Source organism: Streptomyces ossamyceticus (assembly GCF_001418475.1).
GTDB classification, from domain to species: Bacteria; Actinomycetota; Actinomycetes; order Streptomycetales; family Streptomycetaceae; genus Streptomyces; species Streptomyces ossamyceticus.
This window is the reverse complement of record NZ_LIQX01000080.1, coordinates 1-17,855: the sequence shown is the minus strand read 5'-3', so window position 1 is coordinate 17,855 and position 17,855 is coordinate 1. Positions and strand designations below refer to the sequence as shown.

The window sequence follows — 17,855 nt, the reverse complement described above, 5'->3', positions numbered from 1 at the left end:
GGTGTCGAGCAGCCGCCGTACCGTCTCCTCGGCGAGGAAGGGCAGGTCGGCGGAGAGGACGACGACATACGGGGCGGTGGTGCGGCGGAGCCCAGCGTCCAGCGCGGCGAGAGGGCCGCCACCGGGGGGTTCCTCGCGGGCCCACAGCACGGGACGGGCGGCGGGCCGGGGGTCGGCGACGACGACGGTCGTCCGGGCCCCCGCGCAGGCGGCCAGCACCCGGTCGAGCAGGGCCCGTCCGCCGACGCGCACCCCGGGCTTGTCCGCGCCGCCGAGCCGCCGGGCGGCGCCCCCTGCGAGCACGACGGCGTCGTACGCCTCGGTACCGGGGCCGTCCGGCGACTCGTACGCGGTCATCCCCCGAGTATGAGGGCCCCGGCGATCACAGGGAACGCGGGGACGCCCGGTGATGCCGGTGATGCCCGGGGGATGTGAAGCGAGGGCAAGGGAGGCCAGGCGATGCCCGGGAACGCCGGGCGATCATGGCCGCTCGCGAAAGTCGGCACCGCAAGACCCGTGGGACGACGGCGGGGGCCGCCGACGCCGGAGGCGGGGTCGGCGGCCTTGGACCGGGCGACGTACGAGGTCAGAGCGTGCGCAGCAGCACCGCCGGCTGTTCGACGCAGTCCGCGACATAGCGTAGGAAGCCACCCGCCGTACCGCCGTCGCACACCCGGTGGTCGAAGGTGAGAGAGAGCTGTACGACCTGCCGTACCGCCAACTCGCCCTGGTGGACCCATGGCTTCGGGACGATACGGCCGACGCCGAGCATGGCCGCCTCGGGGTGGTTGATGATCGGCGTGGAGCCGTCGACGCCGAACACGCCGTAGTTGTTCAGCGTGAAGGTGCCACCAGTGAGCTGGGCGGGGGTGAGCGTCCCGGTCCGCGCGGCCTCGGTGAGCCGGGCGAACTCCGCGCTGAGCAACTCCGCGTCCCTCGCGTGGGCGTCCCGCACCACGGGCACGACGAGCCCTCGTTCGGTCTGCGCGGCGAACCCGAGGTGCACCTGGTCGAGGCGCACGATCTCGCGGGCCTCCAGGTCGACCGTCGAGTTGAGCTCCGGGAAACGGGCCAGCGCGGCGGTGCAGATCCGGGCGAGCAGCGCGAGGAGGGAGATCTTCGGGCCGCCGGCCGCGTTCATGGCCGCGCGGGCGTTCATCAGTTCCGTCGCGTCGGCGTCCACCCAGCAGGTGGCGTCCGGGATCTCGCGCCGGCTCCGGGACAGCTTGTCGGCGACGGCACCGCGCACACCCCGCAGCGGGACACGGGTACCGGCGCCGCTCTCGGCCCGCGCGGGCACCGCGACGGGCACACCGGCGGACACCGGGGCAGGCTGCGCGACGGCCGTGGGGGCGGCCGGCGACGTCGTGGCACCGGCGGTGCCGGCCCGCAGGGCCTTCTCCACATCGGCCCGCAGGATCAGTCCGTCGGGGCCCGATCCATGCAGTTTCCGCAGGTCGAGCCCGTTCTCGCGGGCGAGACGGCGGACGAGGGGGGAGATCACGGGCACGGGACCGTCGTCGCGCACCAGGTCGGACGCGAGCTGAGTGGCGTCGGCGAGCGCCCTTTCGGCGACCACGGCGGTCATCCCACCGTTCACCGCCGCGCCGGCGGCCCCCGCCGAAGCCGCCGGAGCGGTCGCCCGGGTCGAGGTCGTCGGAGCCACCGGACTGGCCGGGGTCGTCCGACCCGCCGGGGTCGTCGGACCCGCCGGAGGCGTCGGACCCGCCGGAGGCGTCGGACCCGCCGGAGGCGTCGGCCGAACCCTCCTGCGGCGCTTCGGCGCCTCCGAAGTGCCGTATCCCACCAGCACGTTCCCGGAGCCCTCGGCCTTCCCCGCGGATTCCGCCCCCTGTACGGCACCCGCGGCTCCCGAGGAGCCCGTGGACCCGCCGACGACGGGTGCTCCCACCGCCACCGTCAACAGCGGCGCCCCGACGGGCAGTTCCGTGCCCTCCTCGCCGAAGCGGGCGGTGACGACACCGCCGTAGGGGCACGGCACCTCGACCATCGCCTTGGCCGTCTCGACCTCGACGACGGGCTGGTCGATGGCGACGACATCGCCGACCTGGACCAGCCAGCGGACGATCTCCGCCTCGGTGAGCCCCTCACCGAGGTCGGGCAGCTTGAACTCCAGGACCTGTGCCATCAGTTCTCCGCCTCCCACTGCAGACGCCCGACCGCGTCGAGGATCCGGTCGACGCCGGGCAGGTGGTGCCGCTCCAGCATCGGCGGCGGGTACGGGATGTCGAACCCGGCGACGCGCAGCACGGGCGCCTCCAGGTGGTGGAAGCAGCGCTCGGTGACCCGTGCCGCGATCTCGCCGCCCGGCCCGCCGAAGCCACTGGACTCATGGACGACGACGGCCCGCCCGGTGCGCCGTACGGACGCAGCGACCGTCTCGTCGTCGAAGGGCACCAGCGAGCGCAGGTCGACGACTTCGAGGTCCCAGCCCTCGGCCGTGGCCGCCTCGGCGGCCTCCATGCAGACGGGCACGGACGGCCCGTAGGTGATGAGCGTGGCGCTGCGGCCCGCGCGGCGCACGACCGCGCGGCCGATCGGCTCGACGGCCTGCGGTTCCTCGGGGTTCCAGGAGTCCTTCGACCAGTACAGGCGCTTGGGCTCCAGGACGACGACGGGGTCGTCGGAGGCGATGGCGGCACGCAGCAGCCCGTAGGCGTCGGCGACGGTGGCGGGGGTGACGACGTGGAGACCCGGAGTCGCGATGTAGTACGCCTCGGAGGAGTCACTGTGGTGCTCGACGCCGCCGATGCCGCCGCCGTAGGGGACCCGGATGGTGATCGGCAGCGGCATGGCGCCGCGCGTGCGGTTGCGCATGCGGGCGACATGGCTGATGAGCTGCTCGAACGCCGGGTAGGCGAACGCGTCGAACTGCATCTCCACGACCGGCCGGAGCCCGTACATCGCCATGCCGACGGCCGTGCCGAGGATGCCCGCCTCGGCGAGCGGGGTGTCGATGACCCGGTCCTCGCCGAACTCCTTCGCGAGTCCGTCGGTGACCCGGAAGACCCCGCCGAGGGTGCCGACGTCCTCGCCCATGACGTGCACCGTCGGGTCGGCGGTCATGGCGTCCCGGAGGGCCCGGGTGAGCGCCTGCGCCATGGTGGCGGGCTTGAGAGCGACGGTGGTCATCAGTGCGCCCCTTCTTCTTCCGCCGCCAGCTCGGCCCGCAGCAGGGCCTCCTGCTCGCGCAGTTGGGGGGTGGGCTCGGCGTACACATGGGCGAAGAGGTCCATGGGGTCGAGCACGGGGTCCTGGTTCATGCGCTCGCGCAGATCGGCGGCCATCGTCTCGGCGGCGTCGCGGGCGGCCTGGATGCCGGCCTCGTCGATGAGGTCGCGCTCGGTCAGCTCGCGCTCCAGGAGCGTGATCGGGTCGTGCGCGCGCCAGGTCTCCACCTCGGCGTCGCCGCGGTAGCGGGTGGCGTCGTCGGCGTTGGTGTGGGCGTCGATGCGGTACGTCACCGCCTCGACCAGGGTGGGGCCGCCGCCCGCGCGGGCGTGGGCCACGGCCTCGGCGAGCACCTGGTGCACGGCGGCCGCGTCGTTGCCGTCGACCAGGCGGCCCGGCATGCCGTAGCCGACGGCCTTGTGGGCGAGGGACGGGGCGGCGGTCTGCTTCTCCAGCGGCACGGAGATCGCGAAGCCGTTGTTCTGGACGAGGAAGACGACCGGGGCCTGCCAGACGGCGGCGAAGTTGAGCGCCTCGTGGAAGTCGCCCTCGCTGGTGCCGCCGTCGCCCACCAGGGCGAGCGCGACCACGTCGTCGCCCTTGAGGCGGGCGGCGTGCGCGAGACCCACGGCGTGCGGGAGCTGGGTGGCGAGCGGGGTGCACAGGGGCGCGACGCGGTGCTCGCGCGGGTCGTAGCCGGTGTGCCAGTCACCGCGCAGCAGCGTGAGTGCCTGCACGGGGTCGAGGCCGCGGGCGACGGCGGCGAGGGTGTCGCGGTAGCTCGGGAAGAGCCAGTCGCGCTCCTCGAGGACGAGCGCGGCGGCGACCTCGCAGGCCTCCTGGCCGGTGCTGGACGGGTACACCGCGAGCCTGCCCTGTTTGGTCAGGGCCGTGGCCTGCGTGTTGTACCGCCGACCCCGCACCAGCTCCGCGTAGAGGCGGCGCAGCAGCGCGGGGTCGACGTCAGCCGCCGAGTCGGTACCGAGTACGCGGTACGGACGCTCGTCGGGCAGCAGGGGCGCGGGGTCGGTGCGGGGCTGCCAGGCGGGGGGCGGTGTCGGATGGTACGCACCCCGCTGCTCCATGACCGTCATACGGCACCTCCTCGTGGGAGTGGCTCGGGGACGCGGCACGGTTGTGACACGTCTCACCTACCGATTGTTCGGTCGATGACGCATTTTGGCTACAGGCACCCCAAGGCTGTGGACAAACGGTTCTGCACAGCCTCAAATGATCGCAACACGTCCATGGCAGAGAGGCGGGGGCACATGGCACCTGAACAAATGGCCGAGCCGCCGGAGCACGGCCCGGCCCTGCCGCCCCCCAGACCGCTGGACGCCATAGATCAGGACATCCTGCGCATGCTCCAGGCCGACGGCCGCGCGTCGATACGGTCCGTCGCCGAACGGGTCCATGTGTCCCGGGCCAACGCCTACGCCCGCATCAACCGCCTCATCGAGGACGGCGTGATCCGCGGTTTCGGGGCGCGTGTGAACCACGAACGCGCCGGAAAGGGCACGTCCGCCTACATCACGCTGAAGATCGTGCAGAACTCCTGGCGCACCGTCCGCGAACAACTGCGCCTACTCCCCGGCGCCGCCCACATCGCCCTGGTGGGCGGCGACTTCGACGTCCTGCTCCTGGTGCACACGGCGGACAACAGAGCCCTGCGCGAGGTCGTCCTCACCAAGATCCAGGGCATCCCGGAGGTCCTGAGCACCCGCACGCTGCTGGTCTTCGAGGAGGAGCACGTCGAGCCGGAGGGCTGACCGGCACACACCTCCGGGCACACTCACGGGCGCACACCCTCAGGTACACACCCCGGGCGCATGCCCTGATACATCGGGCGCGCGATCGACATACGGTGGTGAAATCCGGCCGAATGAGGTCAGTCGGTCAGTCCTGCTGGGCGCGCAGCCCCGAGAAGACCAGATGCGCCACCGCTTCGGACACCTCGCGCTGGCCCATCCCGCGCCCGTCCGGCCGGTACCACTCCACGATCGAGTTGATCATCCCAAAGACCAGCCGGGTCGCCAGCCGCATCTCCACGTCCCCGCGCACGTCCCCGTCGGCGGCCGCGGCCTTCAGCAGCTCGGCGACCCGGTGGTCGAAGTCGCGGCGCCGCTCCAGCGCCCAGCGCTCGGTGTCGGTGTTGCCGCGCACCCGCAGCAGCAGCGTCACGTACGGCAGCTCACCGATGAGGACCTCGACCATGCGCCGCACCACGTGCTCCAGCCGCTGAACGGCCCGCCCCACGCGCGCGGGTTCCTCGTCGAGGATCCCGAACAGCTCGTCCAGCGCCCGGCTCACCGCCCGCCGCAGCAGCTCCTCCTTGCCGCTGACGTGGTGGTATATCGACGACTTGGAGATCCCGGCCGCCCGGGAGAGATGCTCCATGGACGTGCCGTCGTAGCCACGCTCGTTGAAGACCTGCACGGCGACGGAGAGGAGCGTTTCCGGGGTGTACGTGTCGCGCTTGGCGGTGGTCATGAGGAGGTCCCCTCCCGCTTGTCGGAGGCGTAGGCGTGGCGGTACAGCGCGAGGGACGGCGCGTAGCGCCCGGAGGGGTCGCGCAGATGCAGGTCGTCGAGGAGGGCGTACGCCCAGTTCCGGCCCAGCTTGCGGCCCCATTCGAAGGGTCCGAGCGGGTAGTTGACGCCGAGCCGCATCGCGGTGTCGATGTCCTCCTCCGTCGCCACTCCCTTGGCCACCGCGTCGTGCGCGAGATCGACGATCCGGGCCACCGTGCGGGCGACGATCATGCCCGGGGCGTCCCCGATGACGCTGACGTCCTTGCCGAGGGCCTGGAAGAGCCCGATGGCCTCGGTGAGCGTCTGCGACGAGGTGTCCTGGGACGCCGACAGGGCGATCCGGGTGGCCCGCCGGTAGTCGAGCGCCAGGTCGAAGTAGACGACGTCGCGGAACTCCACGGAGGTCTGCCCGTCCGCGAGGGCCAGCTGCCCGCCGCTCGGCAGGACCAGCCGCGTGCCGTGGTCCTCGTCCTCCTCGCGCACCCCGATGCCGGCCTCCCGGATCAGCGCGAGCAGGTCGGAGGCGGGCCCCAGGTCACCCTCGACGACGACGTACGAGGGCGCCCGGGCGGGTTCGGCGGTGTGCGGCTCGGGGCGCTCGGCGCCGTCCGCGTGGTCGTACCAGCCCTGGCCCGTCTTGCGGCCGAGCCGGCCGGACTCGACGAGCCGCCGCTGGGCCAGCGAGGGCGTGAACCGGATGTCCTGGAAGAACGCCTGCCACACGGAATGGGTGACGGACTCGTTGACGTCCTGCCCGATGAGATCGGTCAGCTCGAAGGCGCCCATCCGGAAGCCGCCGCATTCCCGCAGCACCGCGTCGATGGTCGCGGGGTCGGCGGCCTGCGACTCGTACACCGCGAAAGCCTCCGCGTAGAACGGCCGTGCGATGCGGTTGACGATGAAGCCGGGCGTGTCGGCGCAGGCGACCGGCGTCTTGCCCCAGGCGCGGGCCATCTCGTACGCGCGCGTGGCGGACGTGACGTCCGTGGCGAACCCGGAGACGACCTCCACCAGCGGCAGCAGTGGCGCCGGATTGAAGAAGTGCAGGCCGACGAAGCGTCCGGGGTTGCGCAGGGCGCCGCCGATGGCCGTGACGGACAGGGAGGAGGTGTTGGTGGCGAGCAGGCAGTCGTCGTCGACGACGTCCTCCAGTGCCCGGAACAGCTCCTGCTTCACATCGAGGCGCTCCAGGACGGCCTCGACGACGAGGGCGCAGTCCGCGAGGTCGGCGAGGTCCCGCGCGGGGTGCAGCCGGGCGCGGGCGGCGTCGCGGTCGCCGGCGGCCAGGCGGTCCTTCGCCACGAGGCGGTCGAGCCGGGCGCCGATCGCCTCGGCCGCCTCCTGGGCGCGGCCGGGCATGGCGTCGTACAGGCGTACGGAATGGCCGGCGACCAGCGCGACCTGGGCGATGCCCTGGCCCATGGTGCCGGTGCCGACGACGGCCACGGGGCTGCTGAGGTCGAGTCCTGTCATGTGCGCGATCCTCCCGCACGGGGTTGTCCACAGATGCGGCGGACCCCCTTGTCCCGACCGATCGTTCGGTTACTCTAACTCTGTCCTCCTGTCGCTGCCCAGGTCAGGCCTCGACGCAGAGTCCCTGACGTGAGGAGTTGGTCACGCATGGCCGCCGAACTGTCCGCGCACGACCTGATCGCCAAGCACCGGCCCACGCTCGACCAGGCGTTGGAAGCGATCCGCACCCGCGCGTACTGGTCACCCCACCCCGAGCACCCCAAGGCGTACGGCGAGAACGGCAGCCTGGGCATGGCCGAGGGCAAGGCCGCCTTCGACGCGCTGCTCGGCACCCGCCTCGACCTCGACCAGCCCGGCACCGACGACTGGGTGGGCGGCGAGACCTCCCCGTACGGCATCGAACTGGGCATCACCTACCCGCACGCGGATGTCGACACGCTGCTGCCCGCCATGAAGGCCGGCCAGCGCGCGTGGCGCGACGCAGGCGCACAGGCGCGCGCGGTGGTGTGCCTGGAGATCCTCAAGCGGATCAGTGACCGCACCCATGAGTTCGCCCACGCCGTCATGCACACCAGCGGCCAGGCGTTCATGATGGCGTTCCAGGCCGGCGGCCCGCACGCGCAGGACCGGGGCCTGGAGGCGGTCGCCTACGCCTACGCCGAGCAGGTCCGCACCCCGGACGAGGCGGAGTGGACCAAGCCCCAGGGCAAGCGCGACCCGCTCAAGCTGGACAAGCGGTTCAAGGCCGTTCCGCGCGGCATCGCGCTGGTCATCGGCTGCAACACCTTCCCGACGTGGAATGGCTACCCGGGCCTGTTCGCCTCCCTCGCCACCGGCAACGCGGTCCTGGTGAAGCCCCACCCGCGCGGGGTCCTGCCCCTCGCGCTCACCGTGCAGGTGGCCCGCGAGGTGCTCGCCGAGACCGGCTTCGACCCGAACCTGGTCGCGCTGGCCGCCGAGCGCCCCGGCGAGGGCATCGCCAAGACCCTCGCCACGCGCCCCGAGATCCGGATCATCGACTACACGGGCTCGACGTCGTTCGGTGACTGGCTGGAGGCCAACGCCCGCCAGGCGCAGGTCTACACGGAGAAGGCCGGCGTCAACACGGTTCTCGTGGAGTCGACCGACAACTACAAGGGCATGCTCTCCAACCTGGCCTTCTCCCTGTCCCTGTACAGCGGCCAGATGTGCACCACCCCGCAGAACCTGCTGATCCCCCGCGACGGCATCACCACCGACGTGGGCGCCAAGTCCTACGACGAGGTCGTCACCGACCTCGCGAGGTCCGTCGGCGGTCTGCTCGGCGACGACGCCCGCGCGAACGCCCTGCTCGGCGCGATCGTCAACCCCGATGTGAAGGCCCGCCTGGAGGCCGCCGCCGGCCTCGGCGAGGTCGCCCTCGCCTCCCGCGAGATCGTCAACCCGGAGTTCCCGGACGCCGTCGTCCGTACGCCGGTGATCGTGAAGCTCGACGGCGCCAAGCCCGACGACGAGGCCGCGTACATGAGCGAGTGCTTCGGGCCGGTGTCCTTCGCGGTGGCCGTCGACTCGGCGACGGACGGCGTCGAACTGCTGCGGCGGACCATCGCCGACAAGGGCGCGATGACCGTCGGGGCGTACACCACCTCCGACGAGGTCGCGGGCGCTGTCGAGGAAGTCTGTCTGGAGGAGTGCGCGCAGCTTTCGCTGAACCTCACGGGCGGGGTCTATGTGAACCAGACCGCGGCGTTCTCCGACTTCCACGGCTCCGGGGGCAACCCGGCGGCCAACGCGGCGCTGTGCGACGCGGCGTTCGTCGCCAACCGCTTCCGGATGGTCGAGATCCGCAGCGAGGCGTAACGCACACCCGTTCGACCTGTGGCCCGGTGTCCCTCAGGGGGCACCGGGCCACGTGTGCTCGGACGGGCCACGCGCACGCGGAGGTCACCGTGCTCGGACGGCGCCCTTGCCCGGAGGACGCCTTTGCCCAGAAGGCGCCTTTGCCCAGAAGGCGCCCGGACGCTCGGAGGGCGCCCGCGCTCAGACCGCGCCGATGCTCCAGTGGTAGAGCGTCATCGCCACGCTCGTCGCCAGGTTGTAGCTGGACACCTGGGGGCGCATCGGTAGGGACACCAGATGGTCGGCACGCTCCCGCAGCTCGGCGGAGAGCCCGCTGCGCTCGGAGCCGAAGGCGAGCAGCGCGTCGTCCGGCAGCTTCAGGGCCCGGATGTCGTCCCCTTCGGGGTCGAGGGCGAAGAGCGGGCCTGACGGCAGGTCGGCCACCTCCAGCCGCTCCACGGCGGTCGCGAAGTGCAGCCCGGCCCCGCCGCGCACCACCGTGGGGTGCCACGGGTCCAGCGTGCCGGTGGTGACCACCCCGGTCGCGCCGAAGCCGGCGGCCAGCCGGATCACGGCCCCGGCGTTGCCCAGATTGCGGGGGTTGTCGAGCACGACGACGGGCGCGGTGCGCGGGGTGTGCGTGAGCGCCGCCAGATGGGTCGCGCGCGCGGGGCGCACGGCCAAGGCGGCGACGGCCGTGGGGTGCGGGCGCGGCACGAGCGTGCGGTACGTCTCCTCCGGCACTTCGGTGAGCAGCGCGGTCAGCGGCTCCCGCACGTCCGGCGCCAGGTCGTCGGCGAGCGCCAGGGCAGCCGCCCGGTCGACGGCGACCGCCACCGGGACCTCCGCCCCGAAGCGCAGGGCGTGCTTGAGGGCGTGGAAGCCGTCGAGCAGGACGGAGGTGTCGGCGAGACGGCGCCAGGTCCGTACCGGATCGCCGTCCCCGTGTGCCGGTCCCGCCTGGGGCGCGCTCATACCGCGCTCACCGGATCGTTCATGCGGTGAAGCCTACGTGCGCCTGCTCGGCCGTCTCCTGCTCCGGAGATGGCGCCTCCTTCTCGGACCGACCAGGCCGGCCGCGGCCGCGCCCGAGCGGCATCCGACGCACCACGCCGTCACGCGCGCGTGCCGCCCAGCCGCCCAGACGCTTCAGGAACGATGTCGGCAGGAACACGGCGTCGGCGGCGATCATCGCGAGTGAGAAGAACGGCAGACCGAGGACGAGGGCGATCGCCGCGTGCTCGGTCATCATCACCGCGAGCAGGACGTTCTTGACGCGCCGGTTGAACAGCGTGAACGGGAAGGCGACCTGCGCGATGACCGTCCCGTACGTCACCAGCATCACCATGGTGCCGCTCGACGTCATCAGGTCGGAGAGCGCGGGCCACGGCGAGAAGTAGTCCAGGTGCAGCGGGTAGTAGACGGCCGTGCCGTCCTGCCAGCGCGAGCCCTGGATCTTGTACCAGCCGGCGGTCGCGTAGATCAGACACGCCTCGGCCATGATCACGACCAGGGCGGCGTTGTGGGCGAGGTTGCCGACGATGTCGAGCAGCACGCGGGGCCGGATGTCCGACTCGATCCGGTGCACGGCCCACCACACCCCGTGCACCACCCACAGTCCCCAGAAGATGGTCAGCCAGCCACCCCCGAAGCCGCCGGGGACCAGACCGCCGAACGTCGCCACGAGCAGCACGAAGCCGAGCGCGCACCACAGGAGGGGGCCCACCCGGTCCGCCCGCACCGCGGCCTCCTGCTCCAGCCCCTCCCGCTCCAAGCCCTCCCGCTCCAGGCGCTCGCGCGTGCGCCGTTCGCGCCGGGCATCCAGGGACCAGGCTTGGCCGCAGCGGAGGAAGACCAGATAGATCGCCATGAGGTGGATGACGTTGTCGCCGCCGTCGCCCATGAACACGCTGCGGTTCTGCAGCGACAGCACGCCCACCATGAACAGCACGCTCGCGGTGCGGGTGCGCCACCCGAGCAGCAGCATCAGGCTCGACAGCACGGCGAGGGCGTAGACGATCTCGAACCACACCATGCCGTCCGACCACATCAGGGTCGTGAACGCGCCGTTGCTCGCGATCAACTCGTGCGCGAGGTCCCAGCTCCACGGCCCGTCCGGCCCGTACAGCTCACGCCGGTGCGGGAACTCGCGCAGCAGGAACAGCAGCCAGGTCCCGGCGAAGCCGATCCGGACGATCGCGCTCTGGTACGGGCCCAGCGCGTTGTCGGTGACGCGGGCGATCCCGGAGCCGATGACAGCGGTGAGACGGGCCAGGGGCCCGCCCGCCGGACGCGTCCCTTCGTTTGGGCCGGCGCCAGCGGTGGGACCGGCCGGATTCGTGGAGCTCATTCGGCGCTCGCCTCCGTGCGGTCGCGGTCGGTCACCGACCACCAGGACAGCTCCCGGATGACGGGCTTGTCGGACACCTGTTCCTCGCTCCACTCGGGCGCCGGGACATTGGTGGTACGGGACCGGACCTGTATCCGCTCGACGGCCCCATCGGAGCCGCCGACCCGCTCCCCGTCGAGCTCACGGTCGAGGCGCATCACCACGATGCGGCGCAGATAGCGCTCGGACAGCTCACCGCGTGAGCTCGTCGCGCGGTTCTCGGTGTCGTGCGTGGAGACATAGAAGTCCCAGGCCCGACGCAGCTCGTTCTGGTCGGTATGGCTGGGCATCAGGTTGCCGTCGATGGAAGCCCCGTCCAGCGCGGAGAGGTCGTACCAGCCGGTCTCACGGAAACCGCCGCCCGGCTTGCGGACCTCCGCCCTGACCTGCACGGCGATGTTCTGCTGCAACGGGTTCGGCGCGAACAGCTTCCAGTTCTGCTCGAACTCCGGGTACACCCAGTCGTCCACCGCCTGACCGTGCTGCTTCGTCATCGTGTTCGAGGGCGCCACATGCAGAAACACCATCCCGACGTGCACACAGGCCACCACGGCCACGACGGCCAGCACGAGGGCCACGACGATCTGGTACGGCAGCGAGAGCGCGGCTATGCCGGACGCGGTGGGGGGCGGCGGCTGCGGCGAGGCGAGGGCGTCGTCCGAAGGCGGCGGGGTGTGCGGGGCGTACGGAAGGGGCTGGGTCTGCGGACTCTGCCGCGCAGCCCACGCCGGAGCACGAGCCGGAACCGGTGCGCGAGCGACGCTGTCGGACCCGGCAACCGAGGGAGAGTCGGCATCCGGGGCGAAGTCGCCATCCGGGACGGAGCCGATTTCCGGGACGGAGCCGGTTTGCGATACGGAGCCGGTTTCCGGGACAGGTGTGGAAGCGGGAGCAGGTGTGTCGGCGTCCTTGTCGGCGGCGTCGCCGTCGCCACCGTCGACGGATGCGTAGCCGGGGCCTGTGGAAGCGGAGCCCCCGGGCTCGTCCGGCCCGCGCCGGGCGTTCGAGACCTCGTCGTACGCGTCCATTCCGCCCCGCTCCCCGATTCCCACTCCCGGTCCGTTTCCCCACCGGAACTTACTCAGCCGCGCGCATCCGGCACAGTCCCGGTGGCCACAGCAGTCACATCGTCACACCGATCACACGGCACCCACGAGGTTATCCACAGCCTCGGACACCTTACGGCGCAGTGCTCCACCATTGAGGTGAGCAGCCGACGCAGCCGAACGTGAGCAGCCGAACAGTCCGGACCTCACCGGCCCACAGCCGACCCCCTCTCCGGTCCCGCCACGTCATTCCCTTCTTCTAGAACCTGTTCTATCTTGACGCCCCGTCATCGGCGACATGGAAGGGCGGAACCGTGGACTTCACCTTCACCGAGGAGCAGCAGGCGGCGGCCGAGGCGGCGAGGGCGGTGTTCGCCGGGGTCGCACCGGACGGAGTGCCGAGCCCTTCGCTCGTTCCGGGGGCCGTGGCCGACGACTTCGACCGGGCCCTGTGGACGCGGCTGGCCGACGCGGACCTGCTCAGCCTCCTGCTGGACCCCTCCTACGGCGGCTCTGGGCTCGACACGATCGCGCTGTGCCTGGTGCTGCGCGAGTCGGCGAAGGTCCTGGCCCGGGTGCCGTTGCTGGAGAGCAGCGCGGCCGCCGTGACCATCCAGACGTACGGCAGCGAGGAAGCGAGGACCGACCTGCTCACCCGGATCGGCCGGGGCGAGGTCGTCCTGAGCGTCGCCGCGCACGGCCGCACCGGCCACGACCCGGCCGAACTGGCGGTCACCGCGCAGCGCGACGCCGACGGGGCGTGGGTCCTCGACGGAGTGCAGACGGCGGTGCCCTGGGCGTACAACGCCGACTACATCGTCGTACCGGCGACGGCCGTGGCCGGGGACGCCGGGCTCACCGCAGCCCAGCACACCGCCATGGCACCGGTCGGCACCGACAACGTCCTGCTCGCCGTCGTCCCCCGCGTCCACGAGGGCGTGGTCCTCGCCGAACAGATCTCGACGGCGGGTGAGCGCCTCGCCGAGCTGCGGCTGGACTCGGCCCGGATCGCCGCACGGGACGTCATCGACGCGGACGGCGCCTGGGAAGGGCTTCGCGAACTGCTGACCACCGGCACCTGTGCGCTCGCCCTCGGGCTGGGGGAGGGGGTCCTCACCATGACCGGTGAATACACCGGCAAGCGGGAGCAGTTCGGGCACCCGATCGCCTCGTTCCAGGCCGTCGCCGTCCAAGCCGCCGACCGGTACATCGACCTCCGCGCCATGGAGGCCACCCTGTGGCAGGCCGCCTGGCGCATCAGCTCCGGAGCAACAGGCGCCCTGCCCTCGTCCGGGGACGTAGCCGTGGCGAAGATCTGGGCCTCGGAGGGCGTACGGCGGGTCGTGCAGACCGCGCAACACCTGCACGGCGGCTTCGGAGCCGACGTCGACTACCCCCTGCACCGCTACCACGCCTGGGCCAAGCACCTCGAACTCTCGCTAGGCCCGGAAGCGACCCACGAGGAGTCCCTGGGCGACCTACTGGCAGCGCACCCGCTGGGCTGAACACCGCCCACCCGCTGGGCCGAGCGCCGTGCACACCGACCAAAGGGGCGCGCGAAACAAGCCGCGCGCCCCTGAACCTCGAAAACTCTCCGAACCTAGAGAACGAACCCGCTCTCGCCCTTGGCGTCCACCACCGGCCGCCCGGCGGCCGCCCAGACCTGCATCCCGCCGTCCACGTTCACGGCGTCGATGCCCTGCTGGACCAGGTACATGGTGACCTGCGCCGAACGCCCGCCCGAACGGCAGATCACATGAACCCTGCCGTCCTGCGGCGCCGCCTCGGTCAACTCGCCGTACCGCGCGACGAACTCGCTGATCGGGATGTGCAGCGCCCCTTCGGCATGACCCGCCTGCCACTCGTCGTCCTCCCGGACGTCGAGCAGGAAGTCGTCGTCCTTGAGGTCCCCGACCTTGACCGTGGGCACACCAGCTCCGAAATGCATGCCTACGACGCTACCCGACCGCACACGCCCACACCGCCGCCGTACCCCGTCTACTGGCCCCGCCCGGCCTCCCCGGCGTGGCCACCCTGACCGCCCCGACCGTCAGGGGCCCTCCTGACCGCCCTGACCGCTTTGGCCGACATGCCCCTCGTGGCCGTCCTGGCCACCGTGCCCCTCCTGACCGACCTGACCGCCCTCGCCGAGCAGCCCCGCCAGCTCCGCCTCCCGCTGTGCGACCTCCGTAAGCAACTGTTCGGCGATCTCGTCGAGGAGGCGGTCGGGGTCGTCCGGGGCGATGCGGAGCATGGAACCGATGGCACCCTCCTCCAGCTCGCGGGCGACCAGGGTGAGCAGTTCCTTGCGCTGGGCCAGCCATTCGAGGCGGGCGTAGAGCTCCTCACTGCGGCTGGGCCTGCGCTCCTCCGGCACGGGGCCCGCGGCCCACTCCTGCGACAGCTCCCGCAGCAGCGTCTCGTCACCCCGCCCGTAGGCCGCGTTGACCCGCGATATGAACGCGTCGCGCCGCTCGCGCTCCTTGTCGTCCTGGGCCAGATCGGGGTGAGCCTTGCGGACCAGCTCGCGGTAGAGCCGGCGGGCCTCGTCGCTCGGTCGCACCCGCTCCGGAGGCCGCACGGCCTGGTCGGTGAGCATGGCCGCGGCCTCCGGGAACAGGCCCTCCGAGTCCATCCAGCCGTGGAACAGCTCCTCCACGCCCGGCATGGGCATGACCCGCGCCCGCGCCTCCTGCGCCTTGCGCACGTCCTCGGGGTCGCCGGTCCGTGCGGCCTTGGCCTCGGCGATCTGGGCGTCGAGCTCGTCGAGCCGGGCGTACATCGGTCCGAGCTTCTGGTGGTGCAACCGGGAGAAGTTCTCCACCTCGACCCGGAAGGTCTCCACCGCGATCTCGTACTCGATCAATGCCTGCTCGGCCGCCCGCACGGCCCGCTCCAGCCGTTCCTCGGGCCGCTCGCCCCCGGTGCCGTCACCGGCCGCCGCGCCCTCGACCGAAGGGGAACCCTCGGCCGGAGCCGCACTCTGGGCTGAAGCGGAACCCGCCCCGGCCTCCAAGGGCTCCGCGCCCTCGGCGGAGGTGCCCTCGCCCTGCCCCAGGCCCCCAGCGGGCTCCACGGGCTCGGCGGGGTGCTCGGACTGGGTCTGATCGGCTTCCGGGCTCGTCACCCGACCCAGCCTAGGCCACGACTCCGAGCGCCACCGAGCCCGCCCGAAGGCACCCCGCCCGACCGGGAACGACGAACTCGGACAGCTCCCGCCGCCCCGACCGAACCGAGAACCGAAAACTGAGAACCGACCGAAGAGTCAGCCTCGAGCCCAAGCCAGGAACCGACCCGAGCCGACCGCACCCTCCGAGCGAGAATCAACCCGAACCGACCACACCCGCTACCGCTCGCCGAACCCTGTCGCCCCAGCTCTCGTCGCACCCCGGCCCCGGCCCACGTCACACCCCGGCCTCGGCCTCGATCCGTCCGGCCCGTATCGCCGCCACCAGGTCCGCGTGGTCCGCCTCCGTGCGGTCGGCGTAGGTGACGGCGAACGTCGCGACGGCCTCGTCGAGCTCCTCGTTCTTGCCGCAGTAGCCGGCGATCAGCCGGGGGTCGGCGTTGTGTGCGTGGGCACGGGCCAGCAGGGCGCCGGTCATCCGGCCGTAGTCGTCGACCTGGTCGGCCGCGAGGGCCGCGGGGTCGACGCTGCCCTTGCGGTTGCGGAACTGGCGCACCTGGAAGGGGTGATCGTCCACGGTCGTCCAGCCCAGCAGGCTGTCGCTGACCACCTGCATGCGCTTCTGGCCGAGGACCACACGGCGGCCCTCGTGAGCCACGGTCGGAACGTCGAAACCGGCCGTCGCGAGATGCGGTTCCAGCGCGGAAGGGCGGGCCTCCTTCACCTGAAGCACGAGCGGCTCGCCCCGATGGTCCAGAAGCAGCACGACGTACGAGCGGGTGCCGACGCTGCCGGTGCCGACCACGCGGAACGCCACATCGTGCACGGCGTAATGGGCGAGCAACGGGTGGCGGTCCTCCGAGAGCGTGGTCAGGTACTGCTCCAGGGAGGCGGCGACCACCGCGGCCTCGGCGTCGTTCACCCGGCGCAGCACCGGCGGGGCGTCCACAAAGCGACGCCCGCCGCCCTCCACCGCCTCGGTCGACTTGGCCGCGAAGCGTCCGCTCGTATTGGCCCGCGCCTTCTCCGAGACCCGTTCCAGCGTGCCGAGCAGGTCGTGCGCGTCGGTGTGCGAGACGAGTTCCTCGTCGGCGATGGCGTTCCACGCGTCGAGGGCGGGGAGCTTGGCGAGGAGCCGCATCGTGCGCCGGTAGGCGCCGGTCGTGTCGAGCGCCGCCTTGCGACAGGTGTCCTCGTCCGCGCCCGCCTCACGTCCGGCGAGCACGAGCGAAGTGGCGAGGCGCTTGAGGTCCCACTCCCAGGGGCCGTGCACGGTCTCGTCGAAGTCGTTGAGGTCGATGACGAGCCCGCCGCGGGCGTCCCCGTAGAGGCCGAAGTTCGCCGCGTGGGCGTCGCCGCAGATCTGGGTGCCGATGCCGGTCATCGTCGTACGGGCGAGGTCGTGGGCCATGAGGCCGGCCGAGCCGCGCAGGAAAGCGAACGGGGTGGCGGCCATCCGGCCGACCCTTATCGGGGTGAGCGCGGCGATGCGGCCACGGTTGGACTCCTCGACCGCCGTCACCGCGTCAGGCCGGTCGGTGGTGAGGGTCAGGTCCGCGTGCGTGCTGCGCGGCACCCGCTCACGCAGAGCCTTGCCCTCCTCCTTGGGCGATCCCTGCGAGGGCCACCGTGCGAACCCGGGCACCCACGGCACCCGCTCCTGCCCCGCCCGGCCCTCGGACTCGGACTCGGACTCGGACTCGGCCGCCGCCGTCCCCGACTCGGTCCCCGACGCCGTCACACCGTCTTCGATCACAGCGACCGCCTCCCCCGCACATGTCCCCGCACGAACATCAACTCGTGATGACGGTACAGCCGGTGGCCGAAACGCGTCAGACCCTGTGGACAACTCCGCCGCGACTGCCTTCCCGCCTGTGGATAACCCCGAGAACCCCGTCCCCACCAGCGCGCCGTGTCGGCCTCACCCCACAGGGCCTCACTCCACGGCCTCGCCTCCCGGCCCCAGCCGAGAACCGCACCGCATCGCACGGCGCCGCACCGCACTGCACCACGGCGCACCGCACCACATCTCACCGAGCCACACCGCCCGACGTCCTACTCCCGCCCCGCCCCCGCACAAGGCCAACTCCGCGGCAGATGGACCTTCGCCCACGCGGCGAGCTCCTGGAGCGCCGGGTCCAGCGCGGCGCCGGCGTCCGTCAGGCGGTAGGTGACCCGCAGGGGCGGCCCCTCGTTGACCTCGCGCAGGACGAGGCCGGCACCGGCGAGCTCCGTGAGGCGGTCGGAGAGCATGCGCTCGCTGATGCCAGGGATCGCCC

Annotated in this window: 16 protein-coding genes; 3 read left to right on the top strand and 13 right to left on the bottom strand. The window is 72.0% G+C overall.

Annotation, left to right across the window (positions count from 1 at the left end; all coding sequences use genetic code 11):
* The 4 genes from AOK15_RS07395 to pdhA form a co-directional block, all read right to left on the bottom strand.
* Positions 1-357 (bottom strand): NTP transferase domain-containing protein (locus tag AOK15_RS07395; protein WP_157870186.1); only part of this gene is annotated, 357 nt, incomplete at its 3' end.
* A gap of 229 nt (positions 358-586) precedes the next feature.
* The gene (locus AOK15_RS07390; protein ID WP_055514026.1) at positions 587-2,149 is read right to left on the bottom strand and encodes a dihydrolipoamide acetyltransferase family protein; all 1,563 of its coding nucleotides are present in this window, start codon (positions 2,147-2,149) and stop codon (positions 587-589) included.
* The gene (locus AOK15_RS07385; RefSeq protein ID WP_055514024.1) at positions 2,149-3,153 is read right to left on the bottom strand and encodes an alpha-ketoacid dehydrogenase subunit beta; all 1,005 of its coding nucleotides are present in this window, start codon (positions 3,151-3,153) and stop codon (positions 2,149-2,151) included. The genes AOK15_RS07390 and AOK15_RS07385 overlap by 1 nt, the downstream gene beginning before the upstream one ends.
* Positions 3,153-4,286 carry a pyruvate dehydrogenase (acetyl-transferring) E1 component subunit alpha gene (gene pdhA, locus AOK15_RS07380; RefSeq protein WP_055514023.1) on the bottom strand — a complete coding sequence of 378 codons (1,134 nt, stop codon included), beginning with the start codon at positions 4,284-4,286 and terminating at the stop codon, positions 3,153-3,155. Before pdhA ends, AOK15_RS07385 begins: the two co-directional genes overlap by 1 nt.
* 189 nt (positions 4,287-4,475) lie before the next feature.
* Here pdhA and AOK15_RS07375 point away from each other — a divergent pair, with 189 nt between their 5' ends.
* Positions 4,476-4,961: an Lrp/AsnC family transcriptional regulator gene (locus AOK15_RS07375; protein ID WP_055514021.1), complete on the top strand. Its 486-nt coding sequence runs from the start codon at positions 4,476-4,478 to the stop codon at positions 4,959-4,961.
* 127 nt (positions 4,962-5,088) lie between these two features.
* Here AOK15_RS07375 and AOK15_RS07370 read toward each other — a convergent pair whose 3' ends face one another.
* On the bottom strand, positions 5,089-5,682 hold the full coding sequence (locus AOK15_RS07370; RefSeq protein WP_055514019.1) for a TetR/AcrR family transcriptional regulator: 594 nt from the start codon (positions 5,680-5,682) through the stop codon (positions 5,089-5,091).
* Positions 5,679-7,196 carry a 3-hydroxyacyl-CoA dehydrogenase gene (locus AOK15_RS07365; RefSeq protein ID WP_055514018.1) on the bottom strand — a complete coding sequence of 506 codons (1,518 nt, stop codon included), beginning with the start codon at positions 7,194-7,196 and terminating at the stop codon, positions 5,679-5,681. The genes AOK15_RS07370 and AOK15_RS07365 overlap by 4 nt, the downstream gene beginning before the upstream one ends.
* 147 nt (positions 7,197-7,343) lie before the next feature.
* On the opposite strand from AOK15_RS07365, the gene paaN reads away from it, so the two are divergent.
* Positions 7,344-9,035 carry a phenylacetic acid degradation protein PaaN gene (gene paaN / locus AOK15_RS07360; protein WP_055514016.1) on the top strand — a complete coding sequence of 564 codons (1,692 nt, stop codon included), beginning with the start codon at positions 7,344-7,346 and terminating at the stop codon, positions 9,033-9,035.
* Between the two features lie 180 nt (positions 9,036-9,215).
* On the opposite strand, the gene AOK15_RS07355 is transcribed toward paaN, so the two are convergent.
* The 3 genes from AOK15_RS07355 to AOK15_RS07345 are packed head-to-tail and all read right to left on the bottom strand — an operon-like array spanning position 9,216 to position 12,431.
* On the bottom strand, positions 9,216-9,989 hold the full coding sequence (locus AOK15_RS07355; RefSeq protein WP_055514015.1) for a TrmH family RNA methyltransferase: 774 nt from the start codon (positions 9,987-9,989) through the stop codon (positions 9,216-9,218).
* A gap of 19 nt (positions 9,990-10,008) precedes the next feature.
* The gene (locus AOK15_RS07350; protein ID WP_240508343.1) at positions 10,009-11,364 is read right to left on the bottom strand and encodes an HTTM domain-containing protein; all 1,356 of its coding nucleotides are present in this window, start codon (positions 11,362-11,364) and stop codon (positions 10,009-10,011) included.
* Positions 11,361-12,431 carry a DUF5819 family protein gene (locus AOK15_RS07345; protein WP_055514013.1) on the bottom strand — a complete coding sequence of 357 codons (1,071 nt, stop codon included), beginning with the start codon at positions 12,429-12,431 and terminating at the stop codon, positions 11,361-11,363. The genes AOK15_RS07350 and AOK15_RS07345 overlap by 4 nt, the downstream gene beginning before the upstream one ends.
* A 332-nt stretch (positions 12,432-12,763) precedes the next feature.
* Between AOK15_RS07345 and AOK15_RS07340 the strand changes: the two genes are divergently transcribed.
* Positions 12,764-13,954, top strand: coding sequence for an acyl-CoA dehydrogenase family protein (locus tag AOK15_RS07340; protein ID WP_055514011.1), 1,191 nt, complete (start codon positions 12,764-12,766; stop codon positions 13,952-13,954).
* 95 nt (positions 13,955-14,049) lie between these two features.
* Here the strand turns inward: AOK15_RS07340 and AOK15_RS07335 are convergent, their stop codons facing one another.
* The 4 genes from AOK15_RS07335 to AOK15_RS07320 form a co-directional block, all read right to left on the bottom strand.
* Positions 14,050-14,379: a rhodanese-like domain-containing protein gene (locus tag AOK15_RS07335; protein WP_055514009.1), complete on the bottom strand. Its 330-nt coding sequence runs from the start codon at positions 14,377-14,379 to the stop codon at positions 14,050-14,052.
* Positions 14,380-14,499: 120 nt separating this feature from the next.
* Positions 14,500-15,576: a J domain-containing protein gene (locus tag AOK15_RS07330; RefSeq protein ID WP_055514007.1), complete on the bottom strand. Its 1,077-nt coding sequence runs from the start codon at positions 15,574-15,576 to the stop codon at positions 14,500-14,502.
* Positions 15,577-15,853: 277 nt separating this feature from the next.
* The gene (locus AOK15_RS07325; protein WP_240508342.1) at positions 15,854-17,332 is read right to left on the bottom strand and encodes a DUF2252 domain-containing protein; all 1,479 of its coding nucleotides are present in this window, start codon (positions 17,330-17,332) and stop codon (positions 15,854-15,856) included.
* Between the two features lie 299 nt (positions 17,333-17,631).
* The coding region (locus AOK15_RS07320) for a winged helix-turn-helix transcriptional regulator (RefSeq protein ID WP_167738795.1) at positions 17,632-17,855 on the bottom strand (224 nt) is incomplete at its 5' end.

Bases quoted from the DNA above. Each gene is read 5' to 3' on its own strand.
- AOK15_RS07365 (WP_055514018.1), bottom strand. From the start codon at position 7,196: ATGACAGGACTCGACCTCAGCAGCCCCGTGGCCGTCGTCGGCACCGGC.
- AOK15_RS07350 (WP_240508343.1), bottom strand. From the start codon at position 11,364: ATGAGCTCCACGAATCCGGCCGGTCCCACCGCTGGCGCCGGCCCAAAC.
- AOK15_RS07375 (WP_055514021.1), top strand. From the start codon at position 4,476: ATGGCCGAGCCGCCGGAGCACGGCCCGGCCCTGCCGCCCCCCAGACCG.
- AOK15_RS07385 (WP_055514024.1), bottom strand. From the start codon at position 3,153: ATGACCACCGTCGCTCTCAAGCCCGCCACCATGGCGCAGGCGCTCACC.
- AOK15_RS07370 (WP_055514019.1), bottom strand. From the start codon at position 5,682: ATGACCACCGCCAAGCGCGACACGTACACCCCGGAAACGCTCCTCTCC.
- AOK15_RS07345 (WP_055514013.1), bottom strand. From the start codon at position 12,431: ATGGACGCGTACGACGAGGTCTCGAACGCCCGGCGCGGGCCGGACGAG.
- paaN (WP_055514016.1), top strand. From the start codon at position 7,344: ATGGCCGCCGAACTGTCCGCGCACGACCTGATCGCCAAGCACCGGCCC.
- pdhA (WP_055514023.1), bottom strand. From the start codon at position 4,286: ATGACGGTCATGGAGCAGCGGGGTGCGTACCATCCGACACCGCCCCCC.
- AOK15_RS07355 (WP_055514015.1), bottom strand. From the start codon at position 9,989: ATGAGCGCGCCCCAGGCGGGACCGGCACACGGGGACGGCGATCCGGTA.
- AOK15_RS07390 (WP_055514026.1), bottom strand. From the start codon at position 2,149: ATGGCACAGGTCCTGGAGTTCAAGCTGCCCGACCTCGGTGAGGGGCTC.